The following is a 21,788-nucleotide window of genomic DNA, read 5'->3' on the forward strand; positions in this document are numbered from 1 at the left end:
ATTTGAGGTTTGTGCCATGCCGCCGAATGGCCCGGCATAAACTTTAAACACTATTGCACAAGCAGGCGTTTGCTGGCGATTTCACTTTCGGTTTTTACGCGAACAATATACATACCCGATGCTAATCCATTTACAGAAAGAGTTACGCGTGTACTGGGTGAGTCGGTGTAAGAGGTTGTTCGTAACTGGCGACCAGCCGTATCGTATAAATCAACACTGAACGACTGAAAGCCTTTTAGTTGTACATCCACAGTAGGGTCGGCAGTGGCTGGATTTGGGTAGACCGTTACCGTAAGCGTCTCCGTTTCGGGCAAGGGAGTCGTAACCGATTTTAATAACCTGACTCGACGTGGGCTCAGCGTCAGCACTGCCCTCATCCGGGCTACTTGCCCTGCGGTAAACATATTCATACAGGCATCTGGCCAGTAATTCATATAATCTTCCATCAAATCACGAACTTGCCCTTTTCCATCGCAATTCGAATACGTCTGCTTGCAGGACTGCTGTGCAATCGATCCATCGGCCATTAGGGGTGTATCAGCCACATAATCTTCATTACATCCTCCGCCATCCCCCCATGGATGAATTAGACCCAGCCAATGCCCAATTTCGTGTGTAACCGTTCGCCCCAACAGGTACAATGATCGACTGACCGTACCGGTTTGTCGTCCAAACGTCCGGTGATCGATTATTGAACCGTCAGTCAGTTCGTTCGCTGTTGGTGGCAGACCTTTTAGAGTGTCTGCTGCTGTTGGAAACTGCGTATACCCTAAATAATCATTTTTTAGGGTAGTTACCCAAATATTCAGATAGCGGTCGCTGGGCCAGTAGGCAATTTGTGATAATAATACATCGTCATTTAAAATATCAAACGATGCTTTTTGTGCATAATAGTGTCGTGTGATGCCGGTAGTTGTCTGCCCATTCGGATCGGCTGTAGCCAGGAAAAATTCAATACCGGCATCGGCTCCAATCGGGCTGGTGTTATAGCCATTCGTACCTGCTTTTCGTCGATAATCCTCGTTCAGGACCTGAATCTGAGAAATAATCTGTGCATCGGAAATATTGCCGTTGTTAGCGCCCCCAATCACACCCGATGCGGTATTATGCACAACATGTACAACAACCGGAATTCGATAGATCGTATTGTCAGCAGCTTGACGTAACGATTTCTGGTTTTCCAGAACCTGCTCAACCTGCTTGTTTAATTCGGTTAGTTGCCGAAGTCGATCCGGGTCTCTTTGTTGAAGAATCCGCTCATGGTCGACTGTTGCGCACCGATTGAAAATTGGTTCCTGAAGGGTCTGAGCCCCCGCCACCGATGTTAGTAAACAGACAAGCGAACCAGCCAGCCAATGCCAGCTGGTTCGCTTGTTACTCATCAGGCTATTATTGCCCCGCTTTATCATACGCTGTTATAATTTCACGAACGAGCCGGTGACGAACCACATCACGCCCGTCCAATTCGACGAACGCAATTCCTTTGATGTTTTTCAAAATTTCCACCGACTCAATCAAACCGGATTTCTGCCGGTTGGGTAAATCTATTTGCGATCGATCGCCCGTAATGATTGCCTTCGAGGTTGGCCCCATTCGGGTGAGAAACATTTTCATCTGCATCGGCGTCGTGTTTTGCGCTTCGTCGAGCAAAATAAATGCATTGTTCAGTGTCCGTCCCCGCATGTATGCTAACGGAGCAATCTCAATAATACGATTTTCGGTGTAAAACTTCAGTTTCTCTGCCGGAATCATATCGTCGAGAGCGTCATAGATAGGCCGTAGATAAGGGTCTATTTTCTCTTTCAGATCACCAGGCAAAAACCCCAGATTCTCTCCGGCTTCCACCGCCGGACGTGTAATAATAATTTTCTTAACTTCTTTATTTTTCAGAGCTCGTACCGCAATGGCAACAGCCGTATAGGTTTTACCCGTACCTGCTGGTCCAACCGCAAAGACCAAATCATGCTTCTCAGCCGCTTCAACGAGTCGCTTCTGATTATCCGTTCGGGCTCGCACCACAACACCCCGATTACCATACACCAGCACTTCATCATCATCGGGTATCACTGGTGGGACCGAACTGGTACCATTGATGGGTTGTCCACTATGGCTGATGTAATTCTGGATGTTTTCCTGGGTTATTTTACCATACTTCTGATAATGCTCCATCAGCGATTCCAGAATGTCGCTGATCCGACTAATCTCAGGTGTTGTGCCCTTGATACGGATTTCGTTGCCGCGGGAGATGATTTTGCTCATTGGAAACGCAGCGGCCACTTCTTTGATGTTGTGGTTCTCTACGCCCAGAAAGTCGATGAGCGATACATTGTCGAGGGTAATGACTTTTTCGACCAAACGATGAATAGGTTTACGTGTGATTTCCGAAAAGTAAGCGATTTCTTTTCTTCTTCAACGCGTTTCGCCAAAAAATTATTCGCTGTCCCCCGTTTCTTATCCATCGTTCCTTTTTTGCACAAAACCTGTATTTACTGGTAAGAAATACTTATCTTGCTGACATACAGTTCGCTGCTTAGTTTCTGTATCATGTACGCAAATCCTGCCTCCGACCGTTGCTAAAAAAAACGATTTTTTTTTAAACGCGATAGCGTCAACATTACCAGAATGTTACGGACGTTTTAGTACAGTCGATGTGTATACGTTAGCTTGACAGAAGTTGCCTTTTGCGAGGACGATTGCGTAAACTTGCAGTAAGTTATGGAGAACAACGCCCGCCCAAATCAACATCTTCGTAAACCGTCGGCCTTTGCTGGAGGCCGCCAGCAAGCCGGAAATCATTGGCTCGACACGGGCCTTGGTAAACTTCCCCCACAAGCGCTTGACCTCGAAGAAGCCGTGTTGGGTGCGTTAATGATCGAGAAAGATGCGCTCTCATCTGTTGTTGACATTCTCAAACCCGAAACGTTCTACAAAGAAGCTCACCAGCGGATTTATCAGGCTATTTTGACGCTGTTTGGTAACTCTGATCCTATTGACTTACTGACGGTTACCAACCAGCTCCGTAAAACCGGCGAAATTGAAATCGTTGGTGGAGGTGGTTTTGTTGCCGAACTGACTTTTCGGGTTAATTCGGCGGCCAATATTGAATACCACGCTCGTATCGTATCGGAGCAAGCGCTTAAACGGGCACTCATTGCCATGTCGTCTACGATTTTGCGCGATGCTTACGAGGATACCACCGACGTATTTGAGCTCCTCGACCGCACCGAACAATCACTCTTCAAGATTTCGGAATCGAACATTAAGAAGAACTACGCCGACATGAGCACCATTGTCAGGATGGCGCTTAATGAACTCGAAACCAAAAAAAATCAGGAAGGTCTGACAGGCGTACCATCCGGTTTCACGAATCTCGACCGCGTTACATCCGGCTGGCAACCTACCGAATTGATCATTCTGGCAGCCAGGCCAGCGATGGGCAAAACTGCGTTTGTAGTCTCTGCTCTGCGAAACGCAGCTGTCGACCATGGGAAACCGGTAGCTATTTTCTCGCTGGAGATGTCGTCGGTACAGCTGGTGAATCGTCTGATCTCGGCCGAAGCGGAAATTGATTCGGAAAAAATTAGAAAAGGTACGCTAGCCCCGCATGAGTGGACGCAGTTGCACCATAAAATTCAGCGGCTGACCGAAGCGCCTATTTTTATTGACGATACGCCTGCCCTCTCCATTCTGGAATTGCGTGCCAAATGCCGACGTCTGAAAGCCCAACACGATATTCAGATGGTCGTGATTGACTACCTACAGCTAATGTCGGGTGATTCTTCAGGACGAATGGGCGGCAACCGTGAACAGGAAATTGCGTCTATTTCGAGGGCACTTAAAAACCTGGCGAAAGAACTGAATGTGCCGGTTATTGCCCTGTCGCAGTTAAGCCGGGCTGTTGAAACCCGTGGTGGTGACAAGAAACCACAGCTCTCCGATCTTCGTGAATCGGGCTCCATCGAGCAGGATGCTGACATGGTATGCTTCTTGTATCGTCCTGAATATTACAATATTACAGCCGACGAAAATGGCAATTCAACCCTAGGCATTGGTGAAGTAATTATCGCTAAAAACCGGAGCGGCTCTCTCGATACGGTCCAACTTAAGTTTATCGGTAAGTTTACGAAATTCTGCGATCTTGATTCCTATTTCGAGCCAACTCAGACACAGGGTTTTGCACCTGATGTCAATGGCCTGAGTAGCTTTGAGACTCCTCCATCGGCGGGCAGCGTTTTCAAAAGCAAAGCCAACACGATGACGAACTTCGGCAACGCCGATCCAAGTCAGGAAACACCATTTTAATCCTACATCAGTAAAGAACAGATTGGGCAAAAACTATGTGAGACGTAGTTTGAGACCTGGTATTTGTATAATTATCCATGTTTCAGGAAATTAAACATTTATCTTTAAGCCCTAATCAATGCGTCATTTACTACTTTACTTCCATCAGAAAACATGAAATTTATTGGTGTACTTGCCTGCCTGCTCATTTGTTTTACCACAGTTACTCAGGCGCAAAAATTAAGAGGTCTCGACAAGAGTCCGATGGATATGGCTTATTATCCTGACGATTTTGCCCATGACCGTAAGTTTGCTCCTGCCAAAGTTGGCGATAAGGGCTATGTACGGGTAACGTATAGTCGTCCAGCCAAGAATGGCAGAGAAGTGTTTGGCAAATTAACTCCTTATGGTAAAGTATGGCGGGTGGGTGCCAATGAAGCCACCGAGGTTAAATTTTTTACAGACGCTACTATTCAAGGGAAAAAGATCAAAGCAGGCGTGTATTCGCTTTATGCAATTCCCAACGAAACAGAATGGACGCTGATTTTCAACTCCGATCTAGATCAGTGGGGTGCCTATAGTTACAACCAGAGCTTGGATGTTTTACGCGTAACAGCCCCGGTTAAGAAGCCAGAAGAAACGATTGAAAACCTGACGATTCAGTTTAAAAAGGTCGGCGAGAATGTTAAGGAATCAATTATGATGATTGCCTGGGACAATACGCTGGTTGAAGTTCCCATTACGTTTTAGGGTATTAAACACGGAGCCACGGAGAACACAGAGAAAAAAGTTTAACTCTCTGTGTTCTCCGTGCCGCAATGGCGGACCACTCTGTGTTTAACAACTTTGCTGCACTTCATCAGAAGTTTGGCTTCAAAAGGTATTTATTGTAGAACTCGTCAATGACTTTGACAGCCTCGGTAGGCGTATCGACGACACTAATGAGTTTCATGTCTTCCGAATTGATGTTATGCTGTTCCTCCAGCATGGTGTTGGTAATCCAGTCGATCAGCCCCTGCCAGTATGATTTCCCAACGAGTACGATCGGGAAACGGGCAATTTTTCGGGTCTGAATCAAGGTCATGGCTTCGAACAGTTCATCGAGTGTACCCATACCTCCGGGCATGACAACGAATCCCTGGGCGTATTTAACAAACATCACTTTCCGAACAAAAAAGAAGTCGAAGTTGATGCTCTTATCGGGATCGATATAAATGTTGCTGTGTTGCTCAAACGGCAACTTGATGTTTAAACCGACCGATTTACCACCCTGTTCGAAAGCGCCTTTATTACCGGCCTCCATAATGCCAGGCCCACCACCTGTAATAACTCCATAGCCGTGCCGCACTAGTTTGGCCGCTATTTCTTCGGTCATCTTGTAGTAAATATTGTCGGGCTTGGTACGGGCTGAACCAAAGATGGATACACAGGGGCCAATTTTGGCTAATTTATCAAAGCCTTCCACAAACTCAGCCATCACTTTAAAGATGACCCACGAGTCAGCGGTTTTGATCTCGTTCCAGTCGTGATCCTGAAAGGCTTCTTTAATGCGTTGTTCGTCGGGTGTCAGGAGTAACTCGTCGCGCTTGGGTAAATCGTGGGCAATTCGTTCGGTGCTCTGCGTTTCAGAGCGGTGAACATTCTCTTTAGTTTCTTCCATTTATGTACTAAAAAAAGGCAGTGGGCGCGAAACGTACTCACTTCGTTAAGATATATTATAGCCTTCCAAACTAATCAAAAATTTCGTTGACAGTCATACCAACGAGATTTATTACTGAGAAGGAATCTATTAACAACCTATTCGATAAAAACGTTTCGCGTATTTATCGAATACCAATAGCCTTTAACAGTTAGTTAATACATTACCCAAAATCCTTCCTAGTGAATTTATTTATACATAAAAATGGCCCGGACTAGCCGGGCCATTTTTATGTTTAGTAGTATTTTCCTGCGTGGCTATTTTCGCCGACTTTCGAGGAAGTATTCAATGCGATCCATAGCCACAGTCAGTTCATCAACAGTTGGCAGGCAAACAATTCGAAAATGGTCATTTTGCGTATAATTGAAGCCATTCCCGGATACGACCAGAACTTTTTGCTCCGTCAACAAATTCAGCACAAAATCATCGTCGTCATCCAGTTTAAATTGATTCAGGTCAATCTTCGGGAAAATATATAACGATCCTTTGGGTTTCACGCAGGTAACGCCCGGAATAGCTGTCATACGTTCGTAGGCGAGCATAATTTGCTTGTGTAAACGACCGGTAGGCATTACTAAGTCGTTGATACTCTGATAACCACCCAGAGCTGTCTGGATTGCATATTGCGTAGGTACGTTTGCGCAAAGACGCATACTGGCTAATAAGGTCAGGCCTTCAATGTAGGATTTAGCTCGTTTCCGGGCGCCACTCAGAATCATCCAGCCACCCCGAAAACCAGCCGCCCGGTAATTTTTCGACAATCCGCCCATAGTGATACAGAGCGTGTCGGTAATCATTTTGGAAATAGGGAAATGAACGGCTCCGTTGTACAGAATCCGATCATAAATCTCGTCGGAAAAGACGATCAGTTTATGCCGTTCAGCAATGCGGGCGATGCCTTGCAGCACGTCTTTGTCGTAAACAGCACCCGTCGGGTTATTGGGGTTAATGACAACGATGGCTCGGGTACGGGGAGTGATTTTCCGTTCCAGGTCGGCCAGATCTGGATTCCAGTCAGCAGCCTCATCGCAGACATAGTGGACAGGTTTACCACCACAGAATGCCACAGAGGCCGTCCAGAGTGGGTAATCGGGCGATGGCACCAGCACTTCATCTCCTTCATTAAGGAGCGCCTGCATAGAAAGCATAATCAACTCGCTTACCCCGTTTCCGATGTAGATGTCGTTGATGGCAATGCCGGGAAGACCGATATTCTGCGTGTGGTGCATAACCGCCTTGCGTGCGGCAAACAGACCCCGTGAGTCAGAATAGCCCTGCGCGTTACGGATGTTCAGAATAATATCGTGGACAATTTCGTCGGGAGCATCGAAGCCGAACGTGGCGGGGTTGCCAATATTCAGGCTGATAATTTTGTATCCCTGACTTTCAAGTTCGAGAGACTTCTCATAAATAGGTCCCCGAATGTCGTATTTCAAATGCGTAAGCCGGTCGCTTTTCAGTATTTCCATTCCAGGTACTTCTACTACTTCCTCTATGTAGGCTACTTCCATGTCGCAAAAGTACGGAACTGTCTGATAAGTTGGGTTATACCCAGTCATTGTTGTTCTTTTTGCGGAAGAATTAGTTGGGAACGAATAGCCCGGCATCAGCCACTACACTACCGACTGCGTCTTTTTCCGATACTTCACCCCAGTTTTTCTAACCAGGCGATAGATTGTAGGCAGCTAATGGCACCCATTCATTGGATGATCGCTCTGGCGTGGGTTAGATTATAAATTAACCATACAGGTAATTATCGTTCGTTACTGCCTTTTCAAGAAAATCGTGTGCCCGCCCTGCTAACCTTAAGTAACTCTATTCTTATCATGTATTGCTCCCGTAATTTTCACCGTGTTCTTGCCATTTTAAGCCTTTCCGTCTTCTGTGTATTTAGTGCATTCGCCCAATCGAAAACACCCCAGAAAACATACATGTACCTGATTTACCACAAATTGAATCCGGGCCTTACAATTCAGGATGCGTTGCCCGTGGAGCGAGAGTGGAAAAAAGTCAATCAGGCAGCTGTTGACGAAGGCAAGCTCGAAGGCTGGTACATGACCGTCAAACAGTTTACGTCGAATCCGAACCAGACTGAATATGACTACGTCACCAGAATCGTTACACATGGCATGTCCATCAAAGGTGCGTCGCCAGAGGCAATGGCGCGTATGTATGGGGACAGCGTCCAACAGAAAATGGCCGATCTTCAACGACGTGACCGCAACACAGCCCCCGTTGTTAAAATAGAAATCTGGGAGATAACCGACGGCACCTTTGCGCCAAAATTTGCGCCCGATGGTACGCAATTGATGGTTATCGATCGAATCCGTCGCCGGAATCCAGGTGCCGACTATGATGGTGTTGTTAGTCAGTTAAAGCGACTAAGTGAAGAACGCATCAAGCGGGGTAATCTGCTGGGCTGGGATTTTTCGTCTCTAGTCGTCCCCAATGGGAGCGAAAAAGGCTACGAATTCAGTATCGCCAGTTATGTTTCGTCTATGGATGCCATCGCGAATCCAATACTGGCCGATACGCCTACTCCGGTTATGGCAGCCCCGGCTTACAAGCAACTCCGCAGCCAGACAGCCCAGATGTTCGACTTTGTTCGGCAGGAAGTGTATCGGTTTATGGAATACACCACCAAACCCGCCAACTAATCTTCCCAAAACATTTATTGTACAGCTTTCACCGTGTAGCCCTTTTTGCGAAGCAGGTTCACGACGCCTTTTTCATTGCCCAGATGCCCGGCCCCGAAGGCAAAAAACGTTGGTTTTTCTTTGGCTGCTTTCTCTATAACCGGAATCCAGCTGGTATTCCGTTCGCCAAGCAGACTTTCTTCAAACTGCGAAAAATCGCCCCCGCTAAACTTGCTGGTTTTCATATTGCCCATCAGTTTATCCAGATCGTGGGCTTTGTAAATGGCAATCATTTCCGAAAATTCCTTCTTGGCTTCGTCGGGATTTTTAGCCATATCGACCAGGCCCTTTAGCTGTTCTGACAGAGGAATCTTATCCAGCGCGGCCATCTCGGCTTCAAGGCTTTCAAGACCAAAGACCTCTTTCTTATCGGTCGCTGCCATTTGCGCAAAGGTCATATCATAAGACGCGGGCTGGCAGGGTAGCATGGTCATGTACATCATCGACATAATACCAATGGGTTTAAACATACCCATCTGGGCCAGGCCCATCCCCATTTTCTGCTTCAGGTAATTGTCCAGTACGGCATAATCGTCAGCCGAGAGAAGGTCTTTGATCGTTTTTCCTCCTGACATCATCACAGCCTTTTGCATATTCATCATCATGTTAGGATCGTCCATATCCAGTTCCAGATACACCTGTTGGGCATCGCCCATGGCTTTTTTAATGGCGTCCGTAATTTGCAGATCGGCGGGACAAATGAGGTGAAAGGTACCATAGAGATACGAAGGCTTCGCTAAGCCGGGTCCGGTAACTTCATACAACAGAGCTTTGTCCTGGGCCTGAACCGTGGCAGGCACTATACTCGTCGCTAAAAGACCCGCTAAAGCGATTGTAGACGCTATATTTTTTTTCATGTTCGTCAGTCGTGGTTTACCAATCTGGTTCGGCAAAGCTACTTATTAACGCTATCGATCGGTAAAATAGTGGGCCAGTGAGCTGTTTGACAGGACGAATGGCGGATACGCTCGAATAAGATTGCATTGCCGTTCGATTCGTAACTTTGGTGCGCTATATTCCTATTCCAAAAGTCGGCGTCAACAGACCAGTCTATGATTGCTCAACAGCCTAAACTCGCTACCCTGCAACCGCAGGCGTTTACCCATAAAATCCGCATTGTCACAGCGGCTTCGCTGTTCGATGGACACGATGCAGCGATCAACCTGATGCGCCGATTGATGCAGGCATCGGGGGCGGAAGTAATTCACTTAGGGCATAATCGGTCGGTGGCCGAAATTGTGGACTGTGCTATTCAGGAAGACGTGCAGGGAATCGCCGTCACGAGCTATCAGGGCGGCCATCTGGAGTTTTTTAAATACATGTACGATCTGCTGCATGAGTTGGGGGCGGGTCACATCAAAATCTTTGGTGGAGGTGGTGGCACCATTTTACCGGCGGAAATTGAGGAGCTTCACGCTTATGGCATTAACCGTATTTATTCGCCCGACGATGGGCGGGCGATGGGTTTACAGGGCATGATTGACGATTTGCTACGGCAGTGTGATTTTGCATTGCCTCCAGCCATTGTCACATCGGCAGACCAACCGCTACATCCCAACCAAATTGCCCGACTCATTACCACTGCCGAAAATCACCCCGACCAATTCAATAAACCAACTAGTCAACAAAGCAATCGATCGGTCCCAGTCCTAGGGATCACAGGAACGGGAGGTGCAGGAAAATCGTCACTGGTCGATGAACTGGTACTTCGGTTTCTGAGGACGTATCCCGAAAAAACCCTGGCAATTATTTCGGTCGATCCCTCGAAACGAAAAACGGGCGGTGCGCTACTCGGCGACCGTATTCGGATGAACGCCATCAGCGCTCAAGTCGGAGAACCGGGCCGTGTTTATATGCGCTCTCTGGCAACACGTCAGTCGAATCTGGCCCTAAGTCGCTATGTACAGGATGCCATTGATGTTTGTAAAGCGGCCCAGTTTGATCTGATCATTGTCGAAACCTCAGGTATTGGACAGTCGGATACGGAAATTACCGAACACGCTGACAAAACGCTGTACGTAATGACGGCTGAGTACGGGGCTGCTACCCAGCTGGAGAAAATCGACATGCTTGATTTTGCCGACGTCATTGCAATCAACAAGTTCGACAAACGCGGCTCGCTGGATGCACTGCGCGATGTACGAAAGCAATACCGACGGAATCATAACCGCTGGGATGTACCCGACGGCAAACTCCCTATTTTAGGAACGATAGCCTCTCAGTTCAACGACGCCGGTATGAACGCGCTGTTTGATCGATTGATGAGAGAGCTTGGAGCAGGGGGCACAGAGCAGGGGGCTGGGAGCAGGGGAGAATCCGCGCTCCATGCTCCGCGCTCCCTTTCCCATACCCAGCAAGCCATTATTCCTCCCGATCGGGTACGCTATCTGGCTGAGATTGTTGAAGAAAGCCGTCGATATAACCAGTTCGTGCATGAACAAACAGCGCTAGCGCGTCAGCTTTACCAGCTTGACGGCGCACTAAAAATCGTTTCTGATAGCTCGATTCAAAGCGAACTACAACGACTTTATGACCAACTCGAAGCTCGACTTCAACCTGATTGTCGTGCACTGCTACGCCAATGGCCCAGTGTCCAGAAACGCTATGCTGCCGAGTTTTATGAGTTCAAAGTCCGTGACAAAATCATTCGACAGCCGCTGTTTTCCGAAACTCTTTCGCACCTAAAAATCCCGAAAGTCAGTCTACCCAAGTATCACGACTGGGGCGATATTTTGCGGTGGCTCCTGACCGAAAATGTACCCGGCGAGTTTCCCTACGCAGCGGGTGTGTTTCCGCTCAAACGTGAGGGCGAAGATCCTACACGCATGTTTGCAGGCGAAGGCGGTCCAGAGCGCACGAACCGACGATTCCACTATGTCTCCAAGGGGTTACCCGCCAAACGGCTTTCCACGGCCTTTGATTCCGTTACGTTATACGGTGAAGACCCAGCTTTTCGCCCGGACATTTTTGGGAAAATCGGCAATTCGGGCGTCAGCATTTGTACGCTGGATGACGCCAAGAAACTCTATTCCGGTTTCGACCTCTGCGACCCGGCCACATCGGTTTCCATGACTATCAATGGGCCTGCGCCTATGCTGCTGGGCTTTTTCCTGAATGCCGCCATCGACCAGCAATGTGAGAAGTGGTTGAAAGAGCACGGAGCAGGGGGCACGGAGCAGGGACTCCCCGCGCCTGGCTCCGCACTCCCTGCTTACAACGCCCCTCTCCCCGATGGCAACAATGGCCTTGGGCTGCTGCTGCTGGGTACCACGGGTGATAAGGTGTTACCCAAAGACGTCTACGAGCAAATTAAAGCTGATACGCTCCGGAAGGTTCGGGGAACGGTTCAGGCAGATATTTTGAAGGAAGATCAGGCTCAGAATACCTGCATTTTCTCGACGGAATTTGCGCTCAAAATGATGGGCGATATTCAGCAGTATTTCACCGACAAACAGGTTCAGAATTTTTATTCGGTCTCGATTTCGGGCTATCACATTGCCGAAGCCGGCGCCAACCCCATTTCGCAACTGGCATTTACCCTTTCTAATGGGTTTACATTTGTCGAGTATTACCTGAGTCGGGGTATGCCTGTCGATGCCTTTGCCCCCAACCTATCATTCTTTTTCTCGAATGGTATGGACCCGGAATACACCGTGCTTGGGCGCGTGGCCCGGCGTATCTGGGCGAAAGCAATGAAGCATAAATACAAAGCCAATGATCGTTCACAAAAACTCAAATACCATATTCAAACCTCTGGCCGAAGTCTGCACGCCCAGGAAATTGCCTTTAACGACATTCGCACGACGTTACAGGCACTGTTAGCGATTTATGACAATTGTAATTCGCTGCACACCAATGCCTATGACGAAGCCATCACGACCCCTACCGAAGAATCTGTTCGGCGGGCTATGGCTATTCAATTGATTATTAATCGCGAGTTTGGCCTGACGAAAAACGAAAATCCATTGCAGGGTGCCTTCGTAATTGAGGAGTTAACCGATTTAGTGGAAGAAGCTGTTTATCAGGAATTTCTGGCCATCAACGAGCGTGGCGGGGTATTGGGAGCCATGGAGCGGATGTATCAGCGCAGTAAGATTCAGGAAGAATCCATGTATTACGAGACGCTGAAGCACAACGGTGATCTGCCCATTGTTGGCGTCAATACGTTTCTCGATCCAGCGGGTTCGCCAACCATCGTTCCCAGCGAAGTCATACGCTCAACTGACGATGAAAAACGCTATGCCGTTGAGTCTTGCCGGACGTTTCAGGAACGAAATAGTGATGAAGCCGACGCTGCCTTAAGCAATTTACAAGCCACGGCATTAGCCAACGGCAATATTTTTGAGAGCCTGCTGGAAGCGACCAAAGTATGCTCACTCGGGCAGTTATCGAACGCTCTTTATGCTGTAGGTGGACGATACCGGCGGAATATGTAAGGATTTATTTCACGCAAAAAATCCACAAAAAAAAAGAATCAAACTAGCTGATAGTCAATAATGTGCACATTTAACAAAGCTACCCATTTTCGTTTCCTGTTTATTATCCTACTGAGCGTATCAGTCCTAACCTGCAAGCAAAACAATGAAAAAACGAAAACTCCAGTAGATGACGTGAAGCAGCCGATTGCCTCACTGTCAAAAACCACATATACACTCGGAGACACTATCGCGATCCAGCTTAGCCAACCGCTGAGCGAGGCCACCGTTTCTTTGGATGATATTGGAACACCAATTATTCAGAAATCAGCGAATGCTCTTTCTATACATACTGGGTCCGAAAAACTGGGGTTGCATCAATTAGTTGTGCGGGGTAAAACCGCCAACAAGACAGTCAGTTCCGATACGCTAAGCGTCGAATTTTGGTCTGACGTTAACCCCCGATCTGTTTCCTATACGGTGCTTAAAACGCTCCCTCATCAGGCGAGTAGCTTCACGCAGGGACTTGAGTTCCATAACGGCGTTTTGTATGAAAGCACCGGACTCAACGGGCAATCGAAACTGATGCAGATAGACCTGCCCACAGGCTCCATCCTCAAATCAGTCCCTTTGGCGAATCAGTATTTTGGCGAAGGCATTACCATTTTTAACGACCGGATTTATCAGCTCACCTGGACATCTGGCGTGTGTTTCCGGTACACAATGGATTTCGCGCTCGAAAAAACGTTTTCCTATCCTACCCAAGGTTGGGGATTAACACATACCGACTCAGTCCTTATCCAGAGTGACGGCTCCAACAAGCTCTACTTTCTGTCACCCGATTTTCAGCGCAAAGGCGAACTCTTTGTATATGACAACATGGGTCCTGTCATGAACCTCAATGAACTGGAATACGTGAACGGCTATGTTTACGCCAATATCTGGCAAACAAACCGGATCGTTCAGATTGATATTAAATCGGGAAAAGTTGTCGGCAATCTGAATATGGAAGGCATTTTACCGACGAACATCGATACTAAAGTGAACGTACTGAACGGGATAGCCTTCCAACCCACAGAAAACGCATTTTATGTTACAGGTAAAAATTGGCCGACGCTCACCAAAATTCAGCTTAAGAGCAAGGAGAAAAAACTTGTTGCCAGTCGCTAGACTGAGTAAACCCTGTCAAAAAAATAATCTACTTGCGTTTAATTATGGCAAAAATAGCATTAGGCTCCCTCCTCTCCCGTGCTGGACTCGATTGGTTTATCTTTGCCTTATTGGCCATGATTGGGTTGGCCAGGCTCTTTCCTGAACCGGGTATTCAAAAAGGGTTATTTTCGTTGTCTTCATTAGCTACCTATGGCGTTTCGCTAATTTTCTTCTTTTACGGATTAAAGCTGAATTTCAGCCAATTGCGCGAAGGCTTACGAAACTACCGACTTCATCTGGTTATTCACCTTACGACATTCGTGGTGTTTCCGGCGGTTGTCCTTTCCGCCCGTTCGCTCTTCTTAACACCAGATACCGAGCTACTGTGGCTGGGTATTTTCTACGTTGCGGCTCTGCCTTCAACGGTCTCCTCATCGGTGGTGATGGTGTCAATTGCGGGTGGTAATCTTCCAGCAGCTATCTTCAACGCCAGCATTTCCAGTCTGATTGGCGTATTCATCACTCCCCTTTGGATGAGCTTTTTACTGGCCAATACGACCAGTCAATATGATCTTGCTGGTGTGATTGGAAAGTTGACTATCCAGGTTATTGTACCCGTACTACTCGGTCTTTTGCTGAACCAGCGCCTGGGTTGGCTAGCCGCCCGAAACAAAGCGGCACTCCGTTATTTCGATCAGTTTACCATTTTACTCATTGTCTACACAGCCTTTTGCGAATCGTTCGCCCTCCATTCGTTCGAGAAGATTTCAATAGATGATTTACTGTGGCTATCGGCACTGATGCTGGGGCTGTTCTTTCTTATTTTTGGATTCATTACAGTCCTCAGTCGACTCTTGACGTTTAATCGCGAAGACCGAATTACGGCCCTGTTTTGCGGCTCCAAGAAATCGCTGGTGCAGGGCAGTGTAATGGCCAATGTCCTTTTTCCGGGCAGTATGGCCGGGGTAGCTCTACTACCGATTATGATCTATCATGCCCTTCAGCTCATTGTCGCCAGCATTATAGCACAGGCAATGGCTCGGCGACAGACCAAAAAAATAGAGGTCATTCAGGAGTGATTCGGCAGGATTCCACTTTCGAAAATTGGCATTCGGCCAGATGGGCTTATTGCCTCGTTAAACGCTGGTGAGTGGTTCGCTTCTAAGAATCAGTAACGCACAACTAAACACGTACTGATCATGAAAAAGACACTCATTTCCGCTATTACCCTTTTCAGCTTAGCAACTACGGTAACCTTCGCTCAGGGCGTATATTCGAAACCTTTTGACAATCATCGTCCAGGCCAACCGCAGGCTCAAGCCCCTCGTTTTAACAACAATGATCAATTTCAGGATGACCTGAAAATCGACCAGTTGGATGCGATGGTGAACTTATCCCGTAAGCAGGAAAAAGACTTACAAAAAATCGAGAACAGTTATGATCGGCTCTTGGCTAACCCTCGCCAGTCGCTCGATACCAAACGTCAACTCCAATTGCGTAAACGTCAGGATATGCTCGCCGTGTTGACGTCAGCCCAACGAGATCGTTTGTTCGCGTATCAGTCTCAGCCCAATAATCGATATAACAAAAATCAGCCGAGCGCTCCTTTCGGTCGTCGAGGATAATCTTACTTTAGTGAAAGGGGTTTAACAGACCATACGCCATGTCTCTAAAGATATGGCGTATGGTCTGTTAAACCCCTTTCACTAAGAAACCGTAAATTGGTTAAGGCCCTACACTTCCGCCAACTTTCATTACAGTACTACTCATGGTAAACGTAGTCGATTGCGTTCCAGCCGTGTACGTACCACCGGTATAAATGCCATTGACATTTGTACTTGCGGCTGACACACTTCCGCCGGTAAATACCTTATACGTTGTCGTTGATTTCAGCTTAGGGCTTGAAAATAACATAGTTGCATAGGCTCTTGGAATCAGAAAGGTTAGGGCTTCGACACCATCGCTCGACTGAATGTTGATTAACTGATTTGCCGTACCCGCCCCCAGCGTGACGCAAGGCTGGGTAGTCACCGTTGATGTTGGCAAACTGGTCGCTCCCGCAATACCCACGATAATGCCTCCGGTTACTTTGAAAGTGTTCTTATCACAATCGAACCCTTCTTCAGGAGCAGTCGTGCCAACGGCTACAGTTTTACCACCTGTAACCGTGATCTTACCATTCGAATCGATACCGTCATTCGAGGTGCTATAGGCATATGTGTTACCCCCATTGATGTAGATAAACGTACCCGCATTGATGCCATCGTCTTTCGAATTTACCGTAATGACGCCGTTGTTAATGGTCAATACGCTTTTACTTTCAATCCCCTCTCCAGCCGATGACGTTACATTGATTGTCCCTCCGTTGATGGTTATATATGGGTCAATGGTTGTGTCGGTATCATAGGAGGCAGATATACCTTTATCAACAGAGTTTACCGTGAACGTACCGGCGTTAATAACGATGTAGCCTTCGTCACACTGAATACCATCGTTAGAAGCCGTGATGGCAAATGTGCCTCCATCGGCTATAAACGCATCTTTTGTATGAATTCCATCAGATACAGCGCCGGTCACGGTAATGTTCCCACTGATCACCCGAATATAATCATCACTGGCAATGGCGTGTTTATTATTGCTTTTTACGCTTAGGTTACCTGTGCCGCTAAATATCAGTTGCCCTTCGCTGAAGAAGGTACCCTTCATGTCTTCGGTACCGCTGGCAGTATAGGTTGTACCGTCGGCCAGTGTATTGGTAGTTCCATCGGCCAGGATGATAAATGCCCGTTTTCCCGATTGAATGTTGATAGCGGGTCCATCAGCATTGGTAATGTTAACCCCGTTTAATGTCAGTTTGAATTTCTTATCACTGTAGATCTTCACCGAGCCATTCGTTGTTGTTCCCGACAATTCATAGGCTACTTCCGAAGCGGTAGCTGTGATGATCACATCGCCGTTGGATTCAGTAATGGTAACGCCCTTTGCTGACAATGGATTGGAAATATTTACGGTGCTACCGAATCCAATTGTTACGGTAGACGAAAACGTCGAGTTCGCCAGTAAATCATCGGTATTCGCGGCTATAGCGGTATTGCCTTCGGGTGCGGTCGACGTGGTAGATACACTATCAATGGCAACCGAGCTGCCCGTTGTTGCGGTTGAGCTTGTCCCGCCGGTGGTTGTCCCGCCCGCAGTTATGTTATCACTGTCTTTGGAACAGGCCATCAGCGATGCCACTAATAAAAGGCTACTAATCGGTATACCTATGTTCCGAATTGTAAAAAATTCGCTTAAACTACGTGCCTGGCTCTGCCATTCTTTTTTGTTCATGGTGTTCTAATTTGGTAAAGCTGACTCATCGAGCCAGCACAATTGGGGGATTCCTGTTCTCTTTATATTGGTATCGTCCACCGGCTAGAACTGCCTGTGTTTTTCTTATATATCGCAGTGAATAGGCTTTCCGTTGCATCCCGGAGGCCGTTTGGGATAAATCAGGCGACCATGCTAGTCGATAAAGTAGCTTGTTCGACGAAGCGATCAAAAAAATTTACCAGTCATTTAGAGGAAAGTTGAGCGGGTTTAGCTGCTAAAAATCGGCATTCGACCAGATGGGACTATATGCCCATTAAACGCTGATGAGCCATTCGCTTCTAAGAATCAGTAACGCACAACTAAACACGTACTGATCATGAAAAAGATAATTGCAACCGCCCTCACCTTATTCAGCTTAGCGACCACAGTAACTTTCGCTCAAGGCGTTTATTCAAAACCTTTTGACAATCGCCCTCCTCAATACGGAGGCTCTCGTTACGACAACGATCAATATCAGGACGACATTAAAATCGACCGAATCGACGCCATCGTTGGCCTGTCCCGTCGCCAGGAAAAACAGTTGCATAAGATCGAAGACAGTTATGACCGTATTATGCAGACCTCCCGCATGACACCCGATGGCCTTCGTCAGCTTCAACTGCGCAAACGTCAGGATATGCTGGCCGTATTAACGCCAATCCAACGTGATCGGTTATTTGCCGCTCAGCAACCTAACCGGTACAACAGGAATCAGCCCGGCCCTTATGGCCGCCGGGGCTAATGCACGGTATAAAGTAAAAAAGAGGGCCCGGTAAGTTACCAGGCCCTCTTTTTTATAGGTCTATTTTACATTGCGACGCCTACAAACTTGTTGATTACCAGAAAAAAACGGGAAATTCCCCCTACTTTACCTATAGTAGTTTCAGTAGCTTTATCGGCTTGTTGCATCATTTCGTTTTGCTTCTAATACCCGATATAGTCCAGTTCGGCTCTTCCTGTACGATTATTCCTAAACGCCTATCAACTATGCCTTTCTTTGATCTTCATTGCCATCCTTCATTTAAATCTGGCCTACTCAACGACGATGTGGCGTCATGCCCAAATCCGGTCGATGCCGTCGATATAAAGCTGAATGTTCCTTTTTCGGAATGCGTTGAGCAGCTTGTTGGAAACTCGCTGGATTCACAGGCAAGCTTTGGGCAAATACCCGGTGGCAGTTTAGTTGTCGCCAGTTTTCTAGCCTTTGAGCGCGTCTATGCCTTCGTCGACGATTTGAAGAAAATAAAAAACCTGGGCACGCATATTCTTGAAAATATGCAAAATCAGGTAAAAGACTATCATCATATTCTGATTGATCGAGACATTGCTCATTTTCAGAGTTTTATAAAAAATCAGGCAAATCGGCGCCACTATCAATTACTGACCAGCATAACCGAGTACCCGGCGAATCCAGATCCTAACACGGTTTATGTAGTCGCTTCTATAGAAGGCGGCCATAATTTCTATACCCGAAAAGATTTGGTCGAGCAGGAGAAAAATCCACAGGAAATTATTGACGCGCTTATTACCTGGAAAAAGAACTCAAAAGATCACCCCGACAAATTTCCCCGGCTGTTTTACATTACAATGACCCACCATGGTCAGAATGTACTGGCCAACCACGCCTGGGCTATTCCCATTCGATTTGCAGCTAATAAAGTCGACGTGGGCACCTTTGATCCAACGGGGAATGGAATGAGTGCGTTTGGGGAAACGTTTCTGAAAGTTGCTCTACGCGAAACACCAACGGAAAACCGGATTCTGGTTGACGTAAAACACCTGAGCCTCGCATCCCGCAAACGCGTATATGAAATTTTTCAGGCGGACCCCACTTTAACCGATGTACCACTTATAGCAACCCATATGGGCGTAGCGGGTTGCTCATGGGATACGCCACCCATTGCCAAAGGGGGTATTCGCCAACCTGGTGATCGCCCCAAAAATACAATTGTTAAGTACAAGCCGATTGGGGGATTTCTACGTGAAAAATCTCCCGGAGAGTTGGTCAATATTCCGTTTAATCCATGGTCAATTAATTTATACAATGAAGACATTGTTCAGATTATGCGAACAAGGGGATTGATTGGCATTTCCATGGATCGACGAATCATAGGGTCAACACTCGCCAATAAGGACGTTGAAGATGAGCGTTTTAGCAAAGAAGAATTTCCTAAGGACTGGGTGGAGAATCCTACTACGTTTTCTTTTTACCCGCAGAACTCACTGCCGAATCTTTTTAATGGACAACCCTCCCCTAGCCTTCACGATCTGTGGACGTTTTGCCAGTCAGTGATTCATATCGTGCTGATAACTGAGTTGGCTAAGAACGAAGGGAAAGTGCCGGCAGACCTTAATCCCTGGGATCATATCTGTCTTGGTTCGGACTATGATGGTCTGATTTCAGCCCTAAAAAAAGCACCTACCGCCGATCATCTGGACAGTTTGTTTGGGGAGGATATGAAATCTACGCTCACTGCAATGGTCGCTCATTTGAATGGAACTCAGGTTACCTTAAATCCCATACAGGTACCCAACGATATTGTGGAAAAGTTGAGCATTAGCAATGGGCGTGCCTTTCTGGAAAAGCACTTTGTTTAACTCAAAACACCAGTCATTCCACTTAGTGCTTTGCCGACAGGCCGTATGTAAACTACAATGTTAAATTATTGAATTAAGGTACTTCGATTGACGGAAGGCGGTACTTTTGCGCACAATTTAGTTACGCAACGTATTGATGAGCCCATCTGATCCACTGAATTTTGACCGCCATGCGTTCGGCCCCGACTTTGTTTGGGGAACCGCTACCGCTGCTTACCAGATTGAAGGAGCCGTTGACCGCGACGGGCGAACACCCTGCGTCTGGGATACCTTTGGCCGGCAGAAAGGGAAGATCAAAACAGGCGAAACGGCTGATGTAGCCTGCGAATTCTATGACCGGTATGAGTCCGATCTTTTGTTACATAAAGAACTAGGGTTCAATGCCTTTCGATTCTCACTGTCGTGGTCCCGCATTCTGCCCGATGGCGTTGGCCCGAATCAGGGCGGACGCATCAACGAAGCCGGACTTGCTTTTTATGACCGGCTAATTGACCATTGCCTTAGTCTGGACATTACGCCCTGGATCACACTTTACCACTGGGATTTGCCGCAGGCGCTTGAGCTAAAAGGTGGGTGGCCAAACCGAAAAATTGTCGACTGGTTTGCCGAGTTTACCGATGTCTGCACCAAGGCATTTGGCCACAAAGTGAAGCACTGGATTATCCTGAATGAACCACTGGCGTTTTCGGTACTGGGTTATTTTACGGGCCAGCATGCGCCGGGGCGACGGAGCTTTCGAAATCTGCTCCCCGTTATCCATCATACTGCCCTTGCTCAGGCCGAAGGTGGGCGCGTCGTTCGGCGTAACGTGCCCGATGCACAGGTGGGTACAACGTTTTCCTGCTCCCCCATCGATCCGTTTACCCCCAGCGACCAGGCGGCTGCTATCCGGGTGGATGCGCTCATGAATCGACTTTTTATTGAACCTGCTCTTGGACTGGGCTACCCAAAAGAATTGCCTTTTCTGGCTGGCATTGCCAAAAAAGTGGCCAAACCCGGCGATATAGAACGACTCGCGTTCAACTTCGACTTCGTTGGACTCCAGCATTATTTCCGGGCGGTTGTGGAGCAGTCGTATTTTATGCCTTATCTGTGGGCCAAAGACGTGTCGCCCCTCCGACGAAATGTACAAACCATCACAGAGATGGGTTGGGAGGTTTACCCTGAAAGCATGTACCGGATTATTCGGCAATTCGACCAGTACGAAGGTGTCAAAAAAATCTACATCACCGAAAGTGGAGCCGCTTTCTACGACCGGGTTGAACAAGGTGCCGTGAACGATAAAGCCCGCATTGACTATCATCAGAATTACCTCCAACAAGTTCTCCGGGCCAAGCAGCAAGGCTCTCCAGTCGAAGGCTACTTTGCCTGGACATTCCTGGACAATTTTGAATGGGCTGAAGGATACCGACCTCGTTTCGGTCTGGTGTACGTCGATTTCCGAACGCAGCAACGAATTGTGAAAGCGTCGGGACGTTGGTTTCAGCAACTCCTTGCCAAAAAGTCATTTGTGAGTAAATACTAATTGGACTCGGTTAACCATTCAGAAATTGATCAATTTATTAATCTGAATGCTTATCTTTGATTAATTATTAT

16 protein-coding genes are annotated in these 21,788 nt (G+C 47.3%); 10 read left to right on the forward strand and 6 right to left on the reverse strand.

Features of this window, described 5'->3' with window-relative positions:
* Window positions 1-50: 50 nt before the first annotated feature.
* Together GO755_RS08355 and GO755_RS08360 are read right to left on the reverse strand one after the other, a co-directional pair.
* Window positions 51-1,409, reverse strand: a complete 1,359-nt coding sequence (locus GO755_RS08355) for a M43 family zinc metalloprotease (protein WP_157584301.1) — start codon at window positions 1,407-1,409, stop codon at window positions 51-53.
* Window positions 1,390-2,355, reverse strand: a complete 966-nt coding sequence (locus GO755_RS08360) for a PhoH family protein (protein ID WP_157584302.1) — start codon at window positions 2,353-2,355, stop codon at window positions 1,390-1,392. Before GO755_RS08360 ends, GO755_RS08355 begins: the two co-directional genes overlap by 20 nt.
* 360 nt (window positions 2,356-2,715) lie before the next feature.
* On the opposite strand from GO755_RS08360, the gene dnaB reads away from it, so the two are divergent.
* Window positions 2,716-4,302, forward strand: coding sequence for a replicative DNA helicase (gene dnaB, locus GO755_RS08365; protein WP_157584303.1), 1,587 nt, complete (start codon window positions 2,716-2,718; stop codon window positions 4,300-4,302).
* Window positions 4,303-4,455: 153 nt separating this feature from the next.
* Complete coding sequence (locus GO755_RS08370) at window positions 4,456-5,031, forward strand: DUF2911 domain-containing protein (protein ID WP_157584304.1); 576 nt, start codon at window positions 4,456-4,458, stop codon at window positions 5,029-5,031.
* Between the two features lie 109 nt (window positions 5,032-5,140).
* Here GO755_RS08370 and GO755_RS08375 read toward each other — a convergent pair whose 3' ends face one another.
* Entirely contained in the window at window positions 5,141-5,941 is an 801-nt protein-coding gene (locus tag GO755_RS08375) for an LOG family protein (protein WP_157584305.1), read from the reverse strand.
* A gap of 296 nt (window positions 5,942-6,237) precedes the next feature.
* Window positions 6,238-7,449, reverse strand: a complete 1,212-nt coding sequence (locus tag GO755_RS08380) for a pyridoxal phosphate-dependent aminotransferase (RefSeq protein WP_157584834.1) — start codon at window positions 7,447-7,449, stop codon at window positions 6,238-6,240.
* A 357-nt stretch (window positions 7,450-7,806) separates the two neighbouring features.
* Here GO755_RS08380 and GO755_RS08385 point away from each other — a divergent pair, with 357 nt between their 5' ends.
* Entirely contained in the window at window positions 7,807-8,637 is an 831-nt protein-coding gene (locus tag GO755_RS08385; protein WP_157584306.1) for a hypothetical protein, read from the forward strand.
* 14 nt (window positions 8,638-8,651) lie between these two features.
* On the opposite strand, the gene GO755_RS08390 is transcribed toward GO755_RS08385, so the two are convergent.
* The gene (locus GO755_RS08390) at window positions 8,652-9,533 is read right to left on the reverse strand and encodes a TraB/GumN family protein (RefSeq protein ID WP_157584307.1); all 882 of its coding nucleotides are present in this window, start codon (window positions 9,531-9,533) and stop codon (window positions 8,652-8,654) included.
* A gap of 195 nt (window positions 9,534-9,728) precedes the next feature.
* Between GO755_RS08390 and GO755_RS08395 the strand changes: the two genes are divergently transcribed.
* The 4 genes from GO755_RS08395 to GO755_RS08410 all read left to right on the forward strand — a co-directional run bounded on the left by GO755_RS08395 (window position 9,729) and on the right by GO755_RS08410 (window position 15,868).
* A complete protein-coding gene (locus GO755_RS08395) occupies window positions 9,729-13,112 on the forward strand; it encodes a methylmalonyl-CoA mutase family protein (RefSeq protein WP_157584308.1) in 3,384 nt (1,127 codons plus the stop codon).
* A gap of 60 nt (window positions 13,113-13,172) precedes the next feature.
* The gene (locus tag GO755_RS08400) at window positions 13,173-14,261 is read left to right on the forward strand and encodes a glutaminyl-peptide cyclotransferase (protein ID WP_157584309.1); all 1,089 of its coding nucleotides are present in this window, start codon (window positions 13,173-13,175) and stop codon (window positions 14,259-14,261) included.
* A gap of 44 nt (window positions 14,262-14,305) precedes the next feature.
* Window positions 14,306-15,322 carry a bile acid:sodium symporter family protein gene (locus tag GO755_RS08405; RefSeq protein ID WP_157584310.1) on the forward strand — a complete coding sequence of 339 codons (1,017 nt, stop codon included), beginning with the start codon at window positions 14,306-14,308 and terminating at the stop codon, window positions 15,320-15,322.
* 120 nt (window positions 15,323-15,442) lie between these two features.
* Window positions 15,443-15,868 carry a hypothetical protein gene (locus GO755_RS08410; protein ID WP_157584311.1) on the forward strand — a complete coding sequence of 142 codons (426 nt, stop codon included), beginning with the start codon at window positions 15,443-15,445 and terminating at the stop codon, window positions 15,866-15,868.
* 100 nt (window positions 15,869-15,968) lie between these two features.
* Here GO755_RS08410 and GO755_RS08415 read toward each other — a convergent pair whose 3' ends face one another.
* Window positions 15,969-17,573, reverse strand: coding sequence for a carbohydrate-binding domain-containing protein (locus GO755_RS08415; RefSeq protein WP_157584312.1), 1,605 nt, complete (start codon window positions 17,571-17,573; stop codon window positions 15,969-15,971).
* Between the two features lie 358 nt (window positions 17,574-17,931).
* Between GO755_RS08415 and GO755_RS08420 the strand changes: the two genes are divergently transcribed.
* The 3 genes from GO755_RS08420 (at window position 17,932) to GO755_RS08430 (ending at window position 21,717) form a co-directional block, all read left to right on the forward strand.
* Window positions 17,932-18,336 carry a hypothetical protein gene (locus GO755_RS08420; RefSeq protein ID WP_157584313.1) on the forward strand — a complete coding sequence of 135 codons (405 nt, stop codon included), beginning with the start codon at window positions 17,932-17,934 and terminating at the stop codon, window positions 18,334-18,336.
* A 245-nt stretch (window positions 18,337-18,581) separates the two neighbouring features.
* A complete protein-coding gene (locus GO755_RS08425) occupies window positions 18,582-20,192 on the forward strand; it encodes a hypothetical protein (RefSeq protein ID WP_157584314.1) in 1,611 nt (536 codons plus the stop codon).
* A gap of 136 nt (window positions 20,193-20,328) precedes the next feature.
* A complete protein-coding gene (locus GO755_RS08430) occupies window positions 20,329-21,717 on the forward strand; it encodes a GH1 family beta-glucosidase (protein WP_157584315.1) in 1,389 nt (462 codons plus the stop codon).
* Window positions 21,718-21,788: the final 71 nt, after the last annotated feature.

This window comes from Spirosoma arboris (assembly GCF_009754945.1).
Taxonomy (GTDB): domain Bacteria; phylum Bacteroidota; class Bacteroidia; order Cytophagales; family Spirosomataceae; genus Spirosoma; species Spirosoma arboris.

Bases quoted from the DNA above. Each gene is read 5' to 3' on its own strand.
- GO755_RS08355 (WP_157584301.1), bottom strand. From the start codon at position 1,409: ATGATAAAGCGGGGCAATAATAGCCTGATGAGTAACAAGCGAACCAGC.
- dnaB (WP_157584303.1), top strand. From the start codon at position 2,716: ATGGAGAACAACGCCCGCCCAAATCAACATCTTCGTAAACCGTCGGCC.
- GO755_RS08370 (WP_157584304.1), top strand. From the start codon at position 4,456: ATGAAATTTATTGGTGTACTTGCCTGCCTGCTCATTTGTTTTACCACA.
- GO755_RS08375 (WP_157584305.1), bottom strand. From the start codon at position 5,941: ATGGAAGAAACTAAAGAGAATGTTCACCGCTCTGAAACGCAGAGCACC.
- GO755_RS08380 (WP_157584834.1), bottom strand. From the start codon at position 7,449: ATGGAAATACTGAAAAGCGACCGGCTTACGCATTTGAAATACGACATT.
- GO755_RS08385 (WP_157584306.1), top strand. From the start codon at position 7,807: ATGTATTGCTCCCGTAATTTTCACCGTGTTCTTGCCATTTTAAGCCTT.
- GO755_RS08390 (WP_157584307.1), bottom strand. From the start codon at position 9,533: ATGAAAAAAAATATAGCGTCTACAATCGCTTTAGCGGGTCTTTTAGCG.
- GO755_RS08395 (WP_157584308.1), top strand. From the start codon at position 9,729: ATGATTGCTCAACAGCCTAAACTCGCTACCCTGCAACCGCAGGCGTTT.
- GO755_RS08400 (WP_157584309.1), top strand. From the start codon at position 13,173: ATGTGCACATTTAACAAAGCTACCCATTTTCGTTTCCTGTTTATTATC.
- GO755_RS08405 (WP_157584310.1), top strand. From the start codon at position 14,306: ATGGCAAAAATAGCATTAGGCTCCCTCCTCTCCCGTGCTGGACTCGAT.
- GO755_RS08410 (WP_157584311.1), top strand. From the start codon at position 15,443: ATGAAAAAGACACTCATTTCCGCTATTACCCTTTTCAGCTTAGCAACT.
- GO755_RS08415 (WP_157584312.1), bottom strand. From the start codon at position 17,573: ATGAACAAAAAAGAATGGCAGAGCCAGGCACGTAGTTTAAGCGAATTT.
- GO755_RS08420 (WP_157584313.1), top strand. From the start codon at position 17,932: ATGAAAAAGATAATTGCAACCGCCCTCACCTTATTCAGCTTAGCGACC.
- GO755_RS08425 (WP_157584314.1), top strand. From the start codon at position 18,582: ATGCCTTTCTTTGATCTTCATTGCCATCCTTCATTTAAATCTGGCCTA.
- GO755_RS08430 (WP_157584315.1), top strand. From the start codon at position 20,329: ATGAGCCCATCTGATCCACTGAATTTTGACCGCCATGCGTTCGGCCCC.